Consider the following 16891-nt stretch of genomic DNA (forward strand, 5'->3'; position numbering starts at 1 on the left):
CGGTCACATAGTTATCTATGCTCCCGGGGATTGCTGAGAGGCTCCTGCCTCTCACCGGAGGCCAGCCTTTGGCTGGGCAAATTCGTTCCCGACGAATTTGTCATTCCCTTGCCGCCGCGATGCAACTTGAAATCCATTGGGTATAAATCGCAACTCAAAACTGATTGGGTATACATTTTGCCCATGCAAAGATGGGCAAAAATATAAAAGTGGGTTAATGGTATCAGGCGTTAGGAAAATTATTGACGACCGGAATGACCAAAACCACCACTGCCACGTTCACTGCTTTCAAAATCTTCTACCAAGTTAAACTCAGCCTGAACAACGGGCACAAGCACCATTTGTGCAATGCGTTCACCCGGTTCAATGACGAAGGTCTTATCTCCGCGGTTCCAGACAGAAACCATCAGCTGCCCCTGATAATCAGAGTCAATCAACCCGACTAGATTACCCAGTACTACCCCGTGTTTATGACCCAGGCCAGAGCGGGGAAGGATGACCGCAGCGAGTTGTTCATCCGCGATATGGATAGCCAGCCCCGTGGGAAGAAGTTCAGTCTGACCGGGAGCCAGTTCCACTGCATTATCCAGACAAGCACGTAAATCTAAACCCGCAGAACCAGGAGTAGCGTAAGTCGGTAAAGGAAATTCTTGTCCGATGCGGGGATCAAGGATTTTAACGTCGATTTTTTTCATCATAGCGTTTGAATATCTCGTCTAATAAGCGGTGGCTGAGTTGTAATTTACCACTGTGCGGTAAATTAATGCTGCCATCATGCCAGAACAGCTGTAATGCGTTGGTATCACTGTTAAAGCCGTGTTCAGCCAGCGATACATCGTTCGCGCAAATCAGGTCCAGATTCTTCTGCCTGAGTTTTCCGCGGGCGTATTCTTCCACATTCCGGGTTTCGGCTGCAAATCCAACGACAAAGGGGCGATGTTTTTCCATTGCCGCAACACTCGCTACGATGTCAGGATTTTTGACTAATGTATAGGTGATTTCATCACCCTGTTTCTTGAGTTTTTCAGTTGCAGTCTGCTTGAAGCGATAATCAGAGACGGCAGCACAGCCGATGAAAATATGCTGTGAAGCAGCCGTTTCCTGTACTTGTTTGTACATTTCCAGTGCGCTGGTGACATCAATACGTTTGACGTGCAGAGGCGTCGGTAAATTAACAGGGCCGGTAATCAACGTGACTTCTGCACCACGTTCTGCCGCTGCCTGAGCGATAGAAAAGCCCATTTTTCCGGAGCTATGATTAGTAATAAAACGGACAGGATCTAATGCCTCACGAGTCGGGCCGGCAGTAATTGTGATTTGAAGGCCCATCAAATCTCTGACAGGGTTTAAGTGCTGAGTTGCCCGCTCGACGATCTCCATCGGTTCAATCATTCTTCCCGGCCCTACATCACCACAGGCCTGATTGCCTTCATCCGGACCCCAAATCAGCACATTACGCTCTCTTAGTATGTTGAGATTATGCTGAGTAGCTTTGGCCCGGTACATTTGCTGGTTCATTGCAGGAACAACTGCCAGAGGTGCTGCTGAAGCCAGGCAAATAGTCGTTACTAAATCGTTTGCCATACCAGCACTTAAACGGGCCAGCAGATCGGCGGTAGCAGGGGCAAGAATGATCAAGTCAGCCCATTTCGCCAGTTCAATATGCCCCATAGCCGCTTCTGCCGCTGGGTCTAAAAGATCATCAGAAACCGGATGGCCTGAGACGGCCTGTAATGTCAGAGGAGTAATAAAAGCTTCTGCTGCTGGTGTCATCACTACGCGCACTTGTGCACCGCGATCGCGTAAACGACGTACCAGCTCCGCTGTTTTATAAGCAGCAATACCGCCACTGATACCGAGCACAATCTGTTTACCAGAAAGATGCTTACCAGAAAATTCGTTGCCGGAAAGTCCTGCCATTCTGATTGTCCACCTGTAAGTTACGATTATCAAGATTCTATCATAAGAAAATAAGGTACTGAGAATATGGCGTTGAGAACGCCTCTGTTTTGTGATGACTAAATGACAAGTTTGCGAAGCGTTACGCAAAGCATAAGAATGGCTCTGGCGGTTGTTTTTTCATCATGAGATATTAGCGATGTGAGTATCGGCAGTATGCGCCATGATGGCTGTTCACCAGACACAGGATAAGTAAAAGGGGGGAGCGAATGGATATCACGATGGTGGAAAAAAGCGATGAAGTGAATTCAGATCTTGCTCCCCGGGAGAAACTGCTGGCATATGGTGCGGTTGCTCTGACGGATGCAGAGCTGTTAGCGATATTTTTACGCACAGGAGCCAGAGGTGTGCCTGTTGTACAAATGGCTGAGCATCTATTGCAATCATTCGGTTCCCTGTACCATCTGCTTTCAGCTGATTATGCTGATTTTTGCTCACATAAAGGTATGGGATTATGCAAATACGTGCAGTTACAAGCCGTTTCTGAACTGGCAAAACGTTTCTTCTCCAGCCAATTTATCCATGAAGATGTGATGAGCAGCCCGGTCGCAACCCAAAATTATTTGCAGGATTTATTATCCTGGCAGGATCGGGAGATTTTTGTCGTCCTGTTTTTGACAAATCAGCATAAAGTCATTTGTCATGATGAAATGTTTAAAGGAACGATAAACAAAGTTGAAATCCACCCGCGTGAAATTGTAAAACAGGCAGTTAAAGTAAATGCTGCATCCATTATCCTGGCCCATAATCATCCTTCCGGTAACCCGGAGCCCAGTCTGGCGGACAAACTGGTAACAGAAAAAATCATTGAGGCTTGTGATTTAATCGGGGTTAAAGTTTTAGATCATATTGTTATTGGCAAACAATATTGTGTTTCATTTGTAGAAAGAGGCTGGATTTAATACGGTTTTTGCACGAACCGATCAGATCTTAGCTGTTCGGGACTTGAGCATCGGCGAATGAGGGCGTATACTACGCCACCTTTGAGGATCTTGGGCCTGGCGAGAAGAGCCTATCTCAGTGGATTTTTTGCTGAGAGATTGTGAGTCTTTTCAGCAACGTTTTTTATCAGTAAAGAAAATTTGCTGAGATGGGCTCCTAAGCCTGACGAGGCGGCCATACCCAATACAAAGCTCGAGCTGAATTGATTTTTGGAGAATAGACATGTCCCGAGTCTGCCAAGTTACTGGCAAGCGTCCTGTGAGTGGCAACAACCGCTCTCACGCATTAAATGCGACCAAGCGTCGTTTTCTGCCTAACCTGCACTCTCACCGTTTCTGGGTTGAGTCTGAGAAGCGTTTTGTAACTCTGCGTGTAACTGCTAAAGGTATGCGTGTGATCGACAAAAAGGGTATCGATACAGTTCTTGCTGGACTGCGTGCCCGCGGTGAGAAATACTAAGGAGCTGAAAAATGGCTAAAGGTATTCGCGATAAAATTAAGCTGGTTTCTTCTGCTGGTACTGGTCACTTCTATACCACTACGAAGAACAAGCGTACTATGCCTGAAAAACTGGAAATGAAAAAGTTTGATCCAGTTGTTCGTCAGCATGTAATGTACAAAGAAGCTAAAATTAAATAATTTTAGTGGATTGAAAAAGCCCAGCAAATTGCTGGGCTTTTTTATGCCTGATGCAATTGAAACCTTCATATATTTAGATGGATATGGTTACTCGTGAACGTAAACGGTCGTTCAGTTATACTACGTTTTTTGATATATGAATCGTCAGGCGTGACTCTGAAAATGACTAGAAAAACCTTAAATATCTTACACACAGAATCATCATGTGGTTGGGGAGGGCAGGAGATTCGTATTCTGACGGAATCTCAGGGTATGATGCGCCGTGGACATCATGTGGTTATCGTTTGCTGTCCTACTTCTACACTCTATCGTGAGGCTCACCATTATGGTGTTCCTGTTGTGGCATTGCCGATTGAAAAAAAACGCTTCTCATGTTTTACAGCAATGCGCCGCTGGTTAAAGGCTGAAGGCCAACGGTTTGATGTCATTAACACCCACAGTTCGACTGATTCCTGGCTGGTAGCTGCGGCGAGTGCCACATTAAAGGGCATGCCCCCGATAGTCCGGACCCGACACGTTTCCACCAATGTTTCAACGTCTATAGCGACCCGCTGGCTTTATTTGCAGTCTAGCCGCCATATCGTGACGACTGGAGAAAAGTTGCGCCAGTCTCTGCACACAAACAATCGTTACCCTTTATCCCACATGACATCTGTTCCCACAGGCATTGATCTGACCCGTTTTCATCCTAAAAATAAACAGGAGTGCCGTCAACGTATTGGAATTGCAGATAAACCGACAATTGGGATTGTGGCAACAATGCGAACCTGGAAGGGGCACCGCTATCTGTTGGATAGCTGGAAAGCACTCCATAAACGCTATCCGGAGTGGCAATTACTGTTTGTTGGCGACGGGCCACAGCGAAAAAATCTTGAACCATGGGTTAAGCAGGAAGGCCTGACGGATAGTGTTATCTTTCTTGGCAATCGGCAGGATGTACCGGACTGTTTAAACTCAATGGATATTTTTGCATTGCCTTCTTTTGGTAACGAAGGAGTACCGCAAGGTATTATGCAGGCAATGGCCTGTGGTTTACCGGTCATATCGACATCGGTTGGCGCGATTTCTGAGGCTGTGATTGATGGTGAAACTGGCTATATTATCGAGCCTAAGTGTGTCGAACAATTAACGAATCAGTTAGAATTGCTAATAAGAAATGCAGAACTACGTTTACAGATGGGAGATGCTTCACTGAGACGGGCAATATCTGAATTTGGTATGGATAATATGCTGGATAAAATGGAGTCTATATTTATTACCAGTGGCAGAAAATAGTAATTTATGCTCTTATCATTGCTTTATCAAATACAGCATGAATTATTATATTAAAGCAAAATTGATAGTTAGTTTCACCAATACATATTAAATAACCTTGACCTCGGTTCTTTTGAGTAATCTCTTTAATGGATAATTTTATAATTCATCATTATGCAGCCTAAAAATATTTTGATCGTCAATATTGCACGTTTTGGTGATACATTACTCGTCACACCAGTAATTCGAGCTTTGAAACTAAGCTGGCCGGAAGCCAATATTGATGTATTGGCGCATAAAAGAACAAAAGAGATCCTTGAGAATATTGATGAAATCAATTCAATAATTGCTTTTTCAAAAACAAAAGCGAAGTGGAGAGGATGGTTTTCTCGTCATAGCTATGATTTGGCATTGGTATATAGTAATGATGAGCCATTGCTACAATATGCCAGAAGAAAAGCGAATGTCGTTGTTTGTTTTTCTGAACATTCCCGTCAAACTTTAAATGAATTATCTGTAGAAAAACCGCAGGAGCTTATACAGGCTCAGCAGGAAAGAGCGTTATTAGCGAATGCCCTTGGTATTGAGATCCATGACTGGCGTTTGAAATATTGCGTGAGTCCGAGTGAAGCAGAGTATGCCCACTCTTTTTTACATCTCCACGGGCTTGAAGATAAATTAAGGATTGGCTTCCAGTTACAAAGTTTTCCAGCGAAATCTTATCGTGACTGGCCAGTAGACTCTTTTCATGAACTAGCTGAACGAATTTATTCTCATTACCCGTCAGCTTCTATTTTACTACTGGGTAGTCAGGATAGTGCTGAAGTGGCAGAACGCTTGTCTGAGCAATTAGGCGCACAAAGGTGTATATCTCTGGCTGGAAAAACGACGATGCGTCAAAATGCGGCGATTATAAGTCAACTGAGTTTATATGTTGGTGTTGATACGGGAACAACGCATTTGGCCGGAGCATTGGGGATACCAATGGTTGCTATGTACCATAGCTTTCATCCCGGTCGCTTTCTTGCTCCACAACAGCATGCAAAATTGGCTGTCATCGAGCATCCGGTGGATTATCGTCAGGCAACTCGCGAAGATCATATGTCAGATATATCAGTGGAACAGGTCTGGCAATCAGTGAAAAGCATATTGGAAGCCGAAGACAAAGGATAATAAAAACGATGAAAATAGGGTTTATTGATGTCACCGTGACGATGTCCTACGGTGGTATTCAGACCGCAGTTTGGGAGCTGGCGAAGGCATTGACTGACGCAGGGCATGAGATCCATATTTTCGGAGGTACAGGGGATATTAAACCAGAATTGGGCAATCGAAATATTCGGATCCATACTTTCCCATTTATTCCCAGAGAACGTGTAATCAATATCGGTCGTCGTTTCCAGCGAATTGTTGAACGTTACTCGTTTGCCCGTCATGCCCGTGAGGCGGTGATTGCTGAAAATTTTGACTGGGTCATACTGACAAAACCTTTTGATTTTTTCTGGCCCAGAATGATGCCAACTCATTCCCGTACTAAGTTTTGTTATATGAGTGGAGGAACCAGCTTTTTTAAAGGTGATCGGCTGTTAGGGAAAAAAATATCAGCCTGGGCCGCCTGTAGCCATTTTAACGGTTGGCAGATTCAGCATCATTTCAAACAATTTCCAAATGTTATCTACAATGGAGTAGATATTGATAAATTTAAACCCGCTCACTCTGATGTCAGGAGCAAGCTTGGGATCCATGAAAATACGTTTTTGCTGACTTTTGCTGGCCGCTTAGTGGGCTGGAAAGGTATGAAAGTTGCTATCAAAGCAATGGCTTTGCTGCGAGATAAGGATGTTAAATTATTAATTATTGGCGCAGGTGAAGAACTAAAGCAACTTGAAAGAAAAGTTGCTGAGTTAAGATTAGAACAATCAGTGATTTTCCATCCTCCTGTTAGCCATGACCAATTACCTGAGTTTTATGCCGCAGGGGATGCTGGGATATTTCCGAGTATTGGCGATGAAGCATTCGGTATTACTATTGCAGAGGCAATGGCATGCGGACGTCCTGTTATTGCTAGTTATATCGGTGGCATACCTGAAGTGGTGGGAAATGAAAACCAGTCTGGTATTCTGGTCGCACCGGGTAGTGAGACGGCTATTGCCGGAGCAGTTAATCATCTCCTGTCTTTACCGGATAGAGGAAAAGATATGGGAAAACGTGCTCGTCAGAGAATAGAAACCCTGTATACCTGGGAGCATTCTGCAAACCGTTTATTAGACACTATAAAAAAATAATGAAGATTGCTTATATTGACCCTTACCCTGTACCTGATTTTCGAGTTGCTTCACTGCAAATTTTGCAGAATGTGGATGCTTTTGCTCGTCAGGGGCACGAGGTTTGTTTGATTACACCTGCTGGCCGAAATAATGTCGAGGAGATCCTCGGCAGAAAATTACCTTCCTCTGTTGAATTAATTGCTTTGCGTGATATGCGGCGTAGATGGTATTTTCCTGTCAACACGCAAAAATTATTTTATTTTCAGGTTTCTTGCTGGTTGCGAAAACATAAGATAGATGCCATTTTTACTCGCAATATTAAGATGGCTAATTATCTGCTGCACAAGCATCCTGATATTCCTCACTTCTTTGAAAGCCATGAAATTTTTTCTCAGTCCTTTAAAGAATCTCATGGTATTAGTACTTATGTTAATAAGAGCAAATACTCTAAACTGAGAAAAATTGAACAGCACGTTTATCAGCGTGCCAGCGCTATTTTTGTGCTGACTTCACTACTGCGTGATGACATTTATACAGAATATTGTGTAAAAACGCCGATTATTGTTGCACCTGATGGTGTTGATCTGTTGGCAGTTGAAGAAACAAAAATGGCCTCTTCTGGTAAACAATACCAGAAAGGAGAAACAACACAGGTATTGTATCTGGGTAGTTTACACCGCTGGAAAGGTGTACCGACTGCTATGAAATCGATGTGTTACCTCAATAATGCAGTATTGAATATAGCTGGCGGAAATAGTGAGCAGATTGAGCAGCTAAAATTTGTAGCACAGCAGATTGGTGTCAGTGACAGAGTTAATTTTATGGGGTTTATCCACCCTAAAGATCGTTTTCGAGTCATTGCAGATAATGATATTTGCATCCTGCCGTTGACAAAAACCAGCATTGGTAGCCGTTATACTTCCCCTCTTAAACTTTTTGAATATATGGCAATGGGAAAACCCGTTGTTATTTCTGATTTTCCTTCCATTCGTGATGCTGTTGATGAGAAGTCAGTGAGTTTTGCCCACAGTGAAAATGCAGAAAGTTTTGCGCAACAAATTCAGTTATTAATTGATAACCCGGCTGAAATAGTGCTCAAAACGGAACACTCCCAGAGATTGGTTGAGGAGCATTTTAATTGGGATCAACGTGCAAAATTAATTATGCAGGAGATAGAGAAAAATCTTTCTTGAGTATAATCTGCTGAAATAGGTGCTGTAGAACGTTTATCCAAGGAGTAAATATGCCGGAGCTACCAGAGGTTGAAACCAGTCGCAGGGGAATTGAGCCACATTTGGCCGGAAATGTGATTCATTATGTTGAAGTACGAAACTCACGTTTGCGCTGGCCTGTTTCTGAGCAGATTATGAAGTTATCGGATAGCCGTGTAATCAGCGTACAGCGTCGGGCAAAGTATCTGCTGATAGAATTATCTGATGGATGGATTATTGTTCATCTGGGTATGTCCGGCAGTTTGCGTATTTTGCTGCATGACTCTCCTCCGGCAAAACATGATCATATCGATTTAGTGATGGCCGATGGCAAAATTCTTCGTTATACCGACCCACGGCGATTTGGTGCCTGGCTATGGAGTCAGAGCCTGGAAGAGTGCTCTGTATTGGCTCATTTAGGTCCTGAACCTCTGTCTGATTTGTTTGATGGTGAATATCTTTATACCCTTTCCCGCAACAAGAGAACGGCAATTAAGCCCTGGATAATGGATAACAAAGTGGTTGTTGGTGTGGGTAATATTTATGCCAATGAAGCTCTGTATGCTTCTCATATTTTGCCTGAACGTCCTGCGTCCTCATTGACTCAGGAAGAAGCACACCTGCTGGCTGATACAATAAAGCAGATCTTGCGTCGTTCTATTGAACAGGGAGGAACAACGCTGAAAGATTTTCTGCAATCGGATGGAAAACCAGGATATTTTGCGCAAGAGTTATTTGTTTACGGTAAGAAAGGCGAGTCTTGCCCAATATGTGGTGAAAAAATTGACAGCATAAAACTGGGGCAAAGAAGCACATTTTTTTGTCGGCAATGCCAGCATTGATTGTGTTTAGATCTGTACTTGGGGGGCGTAGGTGCCCCCGGAAAGATTAATTCGCTAGCTTCTTCAACATGGCTTGTGTAACCGGTTCTGGCAAGAATGATGAAACATCGCCATCATGACGGGCAACATCTTTAATCAAGGATGATGATACAAAGGATAAATTTTGAGAAGGTAGCAAGAAGACGCTTTCCAGCTCGGACATAAAATGCCGATTCATATTGGCAAGCTGCCATTCATATTCAAAATCAGAAATTGAACGAACACCACGAATTAAAATTGTCGCCTGCTGTTTTTTCGCAAAATTGGCCATCAATTCGCTGAATCCAGCGACTTCAACATTATCTAAATGAGAAGTCACTTCTGTTGCCAGCGCGATACGTTCTTCGAGAGTGAACATAGGGTTTTTTCTGTCACTGTTGGCGATCGCCAGCAAAACATGGTCAAACATATTAGCTGCACGGGTCACAATATCGAGATGACCGTAAGTGATAGGATCAAAAGTACCGGGATAAATTGCTTTTTTTTTCATTGCCTTTGATTCTCTGCTTGGGTGAGTTCCCAGAGTGCTGCATATTTATTGAATGTATATTGAGCATTGACAACAGCTAATATTAACCCCTGTTTGCCATCAAGGAAACCTGCTCTTAGCAGCCATGTTTTAAAAAATGCGCTCAAAGTATGGCTGATAATAGAAAAATACCGGGTGGTTTTACCTTGTTCGTGGCGTTGTTTGGCCCAGTCTTTTGCGTAATTAAGTTGTTTCTGCTGGAACTCCATCAGATTGCGACAAGTTAAATGGCGTAAGTCACCTTTTAATGTCACGACACGGGCACCCTGAGTATCAAGTGATTCATGAACCTGATTATCGTTATATTGATAACGTTCACGGCAATAAAGGCGGGTGACTTTATCAGGATACCAGCCGCTGTGCTTCATAAATCGGCTCATGAATAAGTTCTGGCGAGCGCAGGCATAGACTTTATTATCATCAGGTGCTGCCAAAACCTGTTCAATTGAAGCCCTTAATTCTGGAGTAACCCGCTCATCGGTATCAATCATGAAGATGTAATCACCGTTGGCATAAGATTGAGCAAGTTGCCGTTGTGAACCGAAGCCTGGCCATTGTGCATTGGTGTATACTTTCGCACCCATCTCTGTGGCTATCTGGCAGGTAGCATCGGTACTGCCAGAGTCCAGAACGATAATTTCATCCACCCAATCCACAGATAACAGGCAATCACCAATCAAATCAGCGGCATTTTTGGCAATCATCACAACGGACAGACGTTTTCTCACACTCATTAATGGCTCCGTGGTGGGAGGTAGGGTTCCAGTAATTTTAACAAACGTTGCAATGCGCCCTGATTTTCATGTAGTACTTCGGCGGCGTGACGACCGTAATAAAGGCGGTAGTCTTCATCTGTCAGCAGGCTATTAACAGCACTACTTAAAGACGAGCTATCTGTAACCGTGATAAGGCCATCAGCTTTATTCAGCTTGGCACAGATATCTTTAAAATTGAATGTATGTGGGCCCATTATGACAGGGATTGCATGAGCGGCAGCTTCCAGAGGGTTATGACCACCGCGCTCGATTAAGCTACCACCGACAAAAGCTAAATCAGCGATCCCGTACAAGAGCATCAGTTCACCCATCGTATCGCCGATAACAACCTGAATATTTGCATCAGGGATAGTGCCGGAACTCCTCAGTACTGACTTTAGCCCTGCTTTTTGTGTTAATTCCTCTGCCTTGGCAAAACGCTCAGGGTGGCGTGGAACTAAAATTAACAGTAAATCAGGATGCTGTTTTAATAAATTTCGATGTGCATCCAGTATAATCGTTTCTTCACCTTCATGAGTACTCGTGGCTATCCATACGGGACGGTGTGCAGCCCATTGGCGGCGAAGCGTAACGGCTTTGGCTGCCAGTTCTGGTGTGACAGAAATATCGAATTTAAGACTGCCTGTGACTGCCAGCTGGGTTCGTTTTAGCCCTAATTCAATAAAACGCTCACCATCTTCCTGATTTTGTGCTGCGATGAGTGTTATTTTATTTAGAATAGTTTTGATAAAACTGTTTATTTTCTGATACCCGGTAGCAGAGCGTGCTGAAAGTCTGGCATTAGCAATAACCAGTGGTATTCCGCGCTGATGCAGCTGGGTAATGAGATTAGGCCATAGTTCAGTTTCCATAATAATCACCAGCTTGGGATTGATATTATCAAGGAAACGCCCCATAGAGCCCGGCAAATCATACGGTAAATAAACATGGTTAACATCGGCCCCCAGTGCAGAAAGTACTCTTTCCGAACCGGTTGGCGTCATCGTTGTTACAGTGATTGGCAGAAAAGGATAATGGTGCCGTAATATCCTGACGAGAGGAATAGCAGCTAATGTTTCTCCGACTGAAACCGAATGGAGTAAGATTCCTCCCGGTTTCACCTTTTGGGCACAGAAACCATAGCGTTCACTCCAGCGCTTACGGTAAGCCGGAGATTTACGGCTGCGCAGTAGCAGGCGCAACCAGATAATAGGTTGGATAAGGTAGAGAAGTACCTGATATAAGCGAAGCAACATTCTATCAAATTCACTGAAATAGACTGCGGCTATAGTATCACATTGGATTGAAGAAAGTGTGCAAAATGCGGATACCCTTTATACCCAAATGGCAATAGCTTGGGCTATTTTTCTATTAACGCAATGTATTGCTTTATAATATTTCTTACCTCAAATTTTTCATACATTATGTTTGAGATCTTTGGAGGCTGAGTATAAGCAAGCTGCATTTTTTCCGCTAACGAGTCAGCAGTCAGTTCTGCTAAATATTTTTCGAGCCCATGTGTCATGATTTCTCTGACTCCACCTGGGCAATCCGTGCTGGCTATTGGCGTATGACAAATCAATGCTTCGATTAGTACGGTGGGTAGCCCTTCACTGTCAGAACTGATGATTACTGCTTTGGCATCGTGAATAATAGGGAGTGGATTAGAATGGAATCCCGCTAAAATAACATTATCATTTAGGCCTAATTCACGAATTTTTTTCTTAATACCGTTTTCTATTTCTTCAGAACCATTCCCTACGATAAGAAGTTTGCATGGAAGTTTGGCCTTTGCAAAAGCTTCTATCAATCTGTCCTGACGTTTTACTTCATGAAAACGACCAATATGTAGCAGATAGTTTAAGTTCTGGTAAGGATTGGGTTGTAAAGACTTCTTTTTTATTTCATTGAAGTCAAATGGGTTATAAATGGTTTTTATCTGTGCTGGCTGAACGCCTATGTTCTCTAACAAATCCTTACAGATTGCATTAGAAACACAGATGATTTTTCTATTCTTATAAACTTTTTTTATCTTTTCTTTTTTTGTCCAAGAAGAAAAGGTATTTTTATTGCTCAAGTATGACTTTGAGAAAACACCATGGATGCAATGCCACACATTGCAATCATGCAATAATTTTGATTTAACTACGATACGATCAGTTTTATGTAGGTTAGAAAGAACAAGAACTGGTTTACCTTTTTGCTGAAAAAGCTCCAGTAGCACCTTATCCATAGCTTTAGCACGGCGACTAAGTTCATTTACCTTTCTTAACGGACCATTATAATGATCAAGGCTGACAACATAGTGAATACCTTCTGGTATTGTGTAAGCCAATTGGGTGTTAAGTGAAAGTAATGAGACTTGATAACCTGATTGATGTAAACCAGTAGCCAGTCGGAGAGTCACATTTTCAGCTCCTCCCCCCGGTAACCCATCAATAACAAAAAGAATATGTTCTTTCACTATGCTAAAACTCGTTGATAAAGCTGAATTAATTGTTGTGATAAATTTTCAGGAGTTGAATTTATCACCTTCTCTCTTGCTGCTATAGACATATCTGTACCTAAAATATAGTCAGGTATACAACGGACTGCTTCCTCCAATTTGGGGAGATCCAAGGCATCACAGACAAAGCCATTTTTACCTTCGGTAATAAATTCTGCTCCACCACAGGTTGTGCTGGTGATCACAGGCAAACCACATGACATAGCTTCAAGTATGACATTCGGAAATGGATCATACAGTGTTGGCAACAATAACGTATCAGACATTTGATAAAAATGGAGGGTGTTTTTTTGTAGTCCCATAAATCGGATACGAGGATAACATCCTAACTCTTTAGCAAGTTCTTGATACTTTTTTTGTTCTTTGTCTTTACCTATAACTAGTAGGTAGTCACCTGTTTTTGCTACTGTTTTTATTGCGGCGGCTAAGCCTTTACGCTCAAATCCTGAACCAACGTAGACCAGACATTTTGCAGTAAAAGGTATCTCGTATTGTTTACGTAATTGCTGACGGATTTGTTCATCAGCAGGAAAGAATTTCTTATTATCAATGGCATTGTATATCACGGAAATCTTGTCTTCAGATATACCAAATTCCTCAATAATTTCATTTTTAATCATCTCAGCATTGCAAATTACTTGCTTCAGTGAGTTATCTGAATACATTTCCTTTTCGGCGTTCATTATATAGCGGTGATAGCGGCTATTTAACAACCATTTTGCCTTCCATTTAGGTAAAATGCGTGATCGTTGATGTAGCCAAGACTTATGCACTCCATCTCCAGCTCTATAAATATCGCAACCAGCAATTCTTTCGTGACTTTGAACTAAATCGAATTGTTCTTTTTGCCATAATTTTCGGGCAGCCTGGGCAAAGCCTCGCTCGCGACTGATTCTGCCAAGCTTAACAGGGTTACATAGATGAATATTCCAGTTAGGATTACTCTCTCCCTGCCAGGAGCGCGTAATGACATTGAGCTCAATGTCTTGATGATTTAATGCTTCTAATGCTCTAGAGACAAAACGTTCAGCCCCTCCATCTGGGCGGTATTTTTGACGGACAATAGCTAAACGGAGAGGTTTCATGAAATATATTTCCTTGCGGCTGAAATGACTGTATCTGCTGATATCAGGTCGAGATAGCGTTCATTTGTATGAGTTTTGATATCATCAGGGTGCGGAATATTGCCATAATCACCAGCCCAAATTACTTCACCAATTGATTCCCAAGGCTTCCAGAATGTGAGTTTTGATGGTCCAAATAACGCAATACAGGGCGTTTTCAGTGCAGCAGCCATGTGCATAGGGACTGAATCTACCCCTATAAATAAATTAGCATGATCGATTAGTGCTGCAAGTTTAGGTAAGGTTAACAAACCTGCGAGAGACAGGATTTTCTCCTTCTCAGAGCAGTGGGATAAGATAGTATTGACCATCTCTAGCTCCCGATTATCAGGCCCTGAAGTAATAATAATTTTTTGTCCATCCTTCTGTAAGGCAGTTATTACTTGTGCCATTTTCTTCTCATTCCAGCATTTAAAGAACCAGCGAGAAGTAGGCTGAATTACTATATATTGCCCAGAAATTTGATGATTCAAAAGAGATGATTTTACCCACTGTGAATCTTGTTCACTATAACTCATTGTCACCTTGGTTATGAGGGGATTAAGATTCAGTGGATTAAGAACAGAAAGATTTTGTTCTACTGTATGCAGAGATTCGTGATCATCTGTGGATATGACCTCAGTATGGCATAAACGCCATTTCCAATTCTGGCGCTTGGGGTAATCAAGTGCCAAGCGGATAGGAGCACCAGTAAAACGGGTGATAAATGCGCTTCGCCACTGATCTGCTAGGTTTATAACTAAGTCATAGCGTTGTTGCCTTAATGTTTTCAGTAGGCTCCACTCATGTGATAATTTTTTCTTTGTCCTTAGCTGTTTCCATTTTCTGTCTATTGAAAAAATTTGGGAGATTTCTTTTAAATTCTCCAGCATGGGTAGCGTTTCTTGATAAAGAAGGACATCAATTTTTGCATTAGGGTAATGATGAGCCAATGTATTGATAACTGGAGTGGTCAGCAACATATCGCCATGATGTTGTAGTTTTATCACCAGAATTCTTTTGATTTTATTATTTTTTCTTTCCATATATTGAGTTCTTTAGATATAAATAAAAACAGCCTTGCTGGATTGATTTTACACTCAAGTTAGTCGCTAAGATTCTCTAATTGCGCTATGTAATTACTATGAGTACCATTAGGGCAACTATTATTATCACATTTTGGTGCATGTTGATGTCATTACCCGCTTTTATTATCACGATCGATACTGAAGGTGATGATCTATGGCAAAATCGAGATCATATCTCAACGAAAAATACTCATTACCTACCCAGATTTCAGAACTTATGTGAGCGTTTTGAGTTTAAACCTGTTTGGTTAACTAATTACGAAATGGCAATGGATGATAGCTATATCGAATTTGCTAAAGATGTCATTGCCAGAAATACAGGAGAGATCGGTATGCATCTGCATGCCTGGAACAATCCTCCGATTATACCTCTGACTGATGATGATATGCATTATAAGCCGTATCTAATTGAGTATCCGAAAGATCAGATCAAGGCGAAAATCGAATTGATGACAAATCTGCTTGAAGAAAAACTTCAGACTAAAATGGTGAGTCATCGTGCGGGTCGCTGGGCATTTAACGAATATTATGCACAATTGTTGGTTGAATATGGCTATCAGATAGATTGCTCTGTTACACCTAAAGTTAACTGGCATTTTACTAAAGGTGATCCTAATGGAAAGGGTGGAACAGATTATAGCCACTTTCCATCTCAGGCTTATTTTATGGATTTGCAGGATATTTCCAAAGAAGGAGACTCTGCTTTGTTACAGGTACCAATGAGTATCCAGTATAAGCACTCTCCGTTTATGACTTTTATTAAGCAGAAATACGACTCTCTTAGAGGGAAACAACGTACTCCATCGGTTAACTGGCTGCGCCCAAAAGGTGGTAACTTGGAACAGATGAAAACAGTTGTCCAGCAAACATTGGCATCTGGTAGTGATTATGTTGAATTTATGTTGCACTCATCGGAATTTATGCCTGGCGGTAGTCCGACATTTAAGGATGAAAAACAGATAGAACAACTTTATCAGGATTTAGAGGGGTTATTTGAATTTTTGAATCCGTTGGTTCAGGGAATGACGTTGGGAGAGTATTATCGGTTTAAATGTAAGTGATAATGCTATCCCCATTGGGAACAAGGGAATTAAGTGACTACTTTTTCCTATAGGCGTTCTTATTTTTTCGCCCTTTGTCAGTGGCTGTGAGAATTTTAGTATCATGCCATTGAGAACTGCACCTTCAAGTTAAAATCAGGTGTAAGTTAGATACATTTATCTTGCTAATATATACTTAAAAAATTTTAAAATAGTATTATAATGGTAGGTATATTTTATAGGTAAATTCAAAGGGCAATTTTATCATTCTATGAGCATATTTAAAGTTTTGTTATAGCAATGATGTAAAAACAGAACTATAAATGCTTTTAGTTGATATTTAAATGTTATTAGAGTGAGGGGCTCATACAAATGAATAATGAGATGGTTGTTATTTTTTCATGTGAAATTGGAATGGTATGAATAAAAAAAATAAGAAATTTGCTACATTGAGAGCATGGAATCGTAAACGAAATTATCTGATGAAAGATTTAAGATATTACGTTAAGTTATTTATTTCTAAATTAATTTGGGATGATAGAGCGAAAAAATATTTTGATGCTGATAACATAAAGACTATTCTCTTATTACGAAATGAAGGGAAATTAGGCGATATGATAGTGGATACTATCTTATTAAGAGAGTTAAGTGAATTAGGCTATCAAATAGATGTACTGGCAACAGATACAAATAGTATTATATTGAAACATAATCCTTA

The 16891-nt window shown here is 41.7% G+C and carries 17 protein-coding genes and 1 pseudogene; 10 read left to right on the plus strand and 8 right to left on the minus strand.

The window, feature by feature from the left end; translation table 11 throughout:
• Positions 1-239: 239 nt before the first annotated feature.
• Both dut and coaBC read right to left on the minus strand, forming a co-directional pair.
• Entirely contained in the window at positions 240-698 is a 459-nt protein-coding gene (dut, locus tag AACX38_RS08770; RefSeq protein WP_099120955.1) for a dUTP diphosphatase, read from the minus strand.
• Positions 676-1920 (minus strand): bifunctional phosphopantothenoylcysteine decarboxylase/phosphopantothenate--cysteine ligase CoaBC, encoded by a 1245-nt coding sequence (gene coaBC, locus AACX38_RS08775; protein WP_228864049.1) that lies wholly within the window; start codon positions 1918-1920, stop codon positions 676-678. The genes dut and coaBC overlap by 23 nt, the downstream gene beginning before the upstream one ends.
• A gap of 248 nt (positions 1921-2168) precedes the next feature.
• Here coaBC and radC point away from each other — a divergent pair, with 248 nt between their 5' ends.
• From radC to mutM, 8 genes are all read left to right on the plus strand, one after another.
• Positions 2169-2861, plus strand: a complete 693-nt coding sequence (radC, locus tag AACX38_RS08780) for a RadC family protein (RefSeq protein WP_228864050.1) — start codon at positions 2169-2171, stop codon at positions 2859-2861.
• A 262-nt stretch (positions 2862-3123) separates the two neighbouring features.
• On the plus strand, positions 3124-3360 hold the full coding sequence (gene rpmB / locus AACX38_RS08785) for a 50S ribosomal protein L28 (protein ID WP_228864051.1): 237 nt from the start codon (positions 3124-3126) through the stop codon (positions 3358-3360).
• 11 nt (positions 3361-3371) lie between these two features.
• Positions 3372-3539: a 50S ribosomal protein L33 gene (gene rpmG, locus AACX38_RS08790; protein ID WP_010847629.1), complete on the plus strand. Its 168-nt coding sequence runs from the start codon at positions 3372-3374 to the stop codon at positions 3537-3539.
• A gap of 162 nt (positions 3540-3701) precedes the next feature.
• Positions 3702-4814, plus strand: a complete 1113-nt coding sequence (locus AACX38_RS08795; RefSeq protein ID WP_228864052.1) for a glycosyltransferase family 4 protein — start codon at positions 3702-3704, stop codon at positions 4812-4814.
• A gap of 153 nt (positions 4815-4967) precedes the next feature.
• On the plus strand, positions 4968-5966 hold the full coding sequence (locus AACX38_RS08800) for a glycosyltransferase family 9 protein (protein WP_228864053.1): 999 nt from the start codon (positions 4968-4970) through the stop codon (positions 5964-5966).
• A gap of 8 nt (positions 5967-5974) precedes the next feature.
• A complete protein-coding gene (locus AACX38_RS08805) occupies positions 5975-7078 on the plus strand; it encodes a glycosyltransferase family 4 protein (protein ID WP_228864054.1) in 1104 nt (367 codons plus the stop codon).
• Positions 7078-8253: a glycosyltransferase family 4 protein gene (locus AACX38_RS08810; RefSeq protein WP_228864055.1), complete on the plus strand. Its 1176-nt coding sequence runs from the start codon at positions 7078-7080 to the stop codon at positions 8251-8253. Before AACX38_RS08805 ends, AACX38_RS08810 begins: the two co-directional genes overlap by 1 nt.
• A 50-nt stretch (positions 8254-8303) precedes the next feature.
• Positions 8304-9113 (plus strand): bifunctional DNA-formamidopyrimidine glycosylase/DNA-(apurinic or apyrimidinic site) lyase, encoded by an 810-nt coding sequence (gene mutM / locus AACX38_RS08815; protein ID WP_228864056.1) that lies wholly within the window; start codon positions 8304-8306, stop codon positions 9111-9113.
• A 46-nt stretch (positions 9114-9159) separates the two neighbouring features.
• On the opposite strand, the gene coaD is transcribed toward mutM, so the two are convergent.
• From coaD to rfaQ, 6 genes are all read right to left on the minus strand, one after another.
• Entirely contained in the window at positions 9160-9642 is a 483-nt protein-coding gene (gene coaD, locus AACX38_RS08820) for a pantetheine-phosphate adenylyltransferase (RefSeq protein WP_099120943.1), read from the minus strand.
• Positions 9639-10415, minus strand: a complete 777-nt coding sequence (locus AACX38_RS08825) for a glycosyltransferase family 2 protein (RefSeq protein ID WP_228864057.1) — start codon at positions 10413-10415, stop codon at positions 9639-9641. Before AACX38_RS08825 ends, coaD begins: the two co-directional genes overlap by 4 nt.
• Complete coding sequence (gene waaA, locus AACX38_RS08830; protein ID WP_228864058.1) at positions 10415-11692, minus strand: lipid IV(A) 3-deoxy-D-manno-octulosonic acid transferase; 1278 nt, start codon at positions 11690-11692, stop codon at positions 10415-10417. The genes AACX38_RS08825 and waaA overlap by 1 nt, the downstream gene beginning before the upstream one ends.
• Positions 11693-11796: 104 nt before the next feature.
• On the minus strand, positions 11797-12900 hold the full coding sequence (locus AACX38_RS08835) for a glycosyltransferase (protein ID WP_228864059.1): 1104 nt from the start codon (positions 12898-12900) through the stop codon (positions 11797-11799).
• Positions 12900-14027, minus strand: coding sequence for a glycosyltransferase family 4 protein (locus AACX38_RS08840; RefSeq protein WP_228864060.1), 1128 nt, complete (start codon positions 14025-14027; stop codon positions 12900-12902). The genes AACX38_RS08835 and AACX38_RS08840 overlap by 1 nt, the downstream gene beginning before the upstream one ends.
• Complete coding sequence (gene rfaQ / locus AACX38_RS08845; RefSeq protein ID WP_228864061.1) at positions 14024-15091, minus strand: putative lipopolysaccharide heptosyltransferase III; 1068 nt, start codon at positions 15089-15091, stop codon at positions 14024-14026. Before rfaQ ends, AACX38_RS08840 begins: the two co-directional genes overlap by 4 nt.
• A gap of 146 nt (positions 15092-15237) precedes the next feature.
• Here rfaQ and AACX38_RS08850 point away from each other — a divergent pair, with 146 nt between their 5' ends.
• Positions 15238-16194 (plus strand): polysaccharide deacetylase family protein, encoded by a 957-nt coding sequence (locus AACX38_RS08850; RefSeq protein WP_228864062.1) that lies wholly within the window; start codon positions 15238-15240, stop codon positions 16192-16194.
• 398 nt (positions 16195-16592) lie between these two features.
• Positions 16593-16891 (plus strand): annotated as a pseudogene (locus AACX38_RS08855) (glycosyltransferase family 9 protein); the annotation flags it as partial.

It is taken from the genome of Xenorhabdus sp. PB30.3 (assembly GCF_963895965.1).
In the GTDB taxonomy this organism is placed as follows: Bacteria; Pseudomonadota; Gammaproteobacteria; order Enterobacterales; family Enterobacteriaceae; genus Xenorhabdus; species Xenorhabdus stockiae.

Coding starts and splice junctions, on each gene's coding strand:
- AACX38_RS08810 (WP_228864055.1), top strand. CDS start 7,078: ATGAAGATTGCTTATATTGACCCTTACCCTGTACCTGATTTTCGAGTT.
- AACX38_RS08795 (WP_228864052.1), top strand. CDS start 3,702: ATGACTAGAAAAACCTTAAATATCTTACACACAGAATCATCATGTGGT.
- mutM (WP_228864056.1), top strand. CDS start 8,304: ATGCCGGAGCTACCAGAGGTTGAAACCAGTCGCAGGGGAATTGAGCCA.
- AACX38_RS08840 (WP_228864060.1), bottom strand. CDS start 14,027: ATGAAACCTCTCCGTTTAGCTATTGTCCGTCAAAAATACCGCCCAGAT.
- coaBC (WP_228864049.1), bottom strand. CDS start 1,920: ATGGCAGGACTTTCCGGCAACGAATTTTCTGGTAAGCATCTTTCTGGT.
- coaD (WP_099120943.1), bottom strand. CDS start 9,642: ATGAAAAAAAAAGCAATTTATCCCGGTACTTTTGATCCTATCACTTAC.
- rpmG (WP_010847629.1), top strand. CDS start 3,372: ATGGCTAAAGGTATTCGCGATAAAATTAAGCTGGTTTCTTCTGCTGGT.
- AACX38_RS08850 (WP_228864062.1), top strand. CDS start 15,238: ATGTCATTACCCGCTTTTATTATCACGATCGATACTGAAGGTGATGAT.
- rfaQ (WP_228864061.1), bottom strand. CDS start 15,091: ATGGAAAGAAAAAATAATAAAATCAAAAGAATTCTGGTGATAAAACTA.
- AACX38_RS08805 (WP_228864054.1), top strand. CDS start 5,975: ATGAAAATAGGGTTTATTGATGTCACCGTGACGATGTCCTACGGTGGT.
- AACX38_RS08800 (WP_228864053.1), top strand. CDS start 4,968: ATGCAGCCTAAAAATATTTTGATCGTCAATATTGCACGTTTTGGTGAT.
- rpmB (WP_228864051.1), top strand. CDS start 3,124: ATGTCCCGAGTCTGCCAAGTTACTGGCAAGCGTCCTGTGAGTGGCAAC.
- dut (WP_099120955.1), bottom strand. CDS start 698: ATGATGAAAAAAATCGACGTTAAAATCCTTGATCCCCGCATCGGACAA.
- radC (WP_228864050.1), top strand. CDS start 2,169: ATGGATATCACGATGGTGGAAAAAAGCGATGAAGTGAATTCAGATCTT.
- waaA (WP_228864058.1), bottom strand. CDS start 11,692: ATGTTGCTTCGCTTATATCAGGTACTTCTCTACCTTATCCAACCTATT.
- AACX38_RS08825 (WP_228864057.1), bottom strand. CDS start 10,415: ATGAGTGTGAGAAAACGTCTGTCCGTTGTGATGATTGCCAAAAATGCC.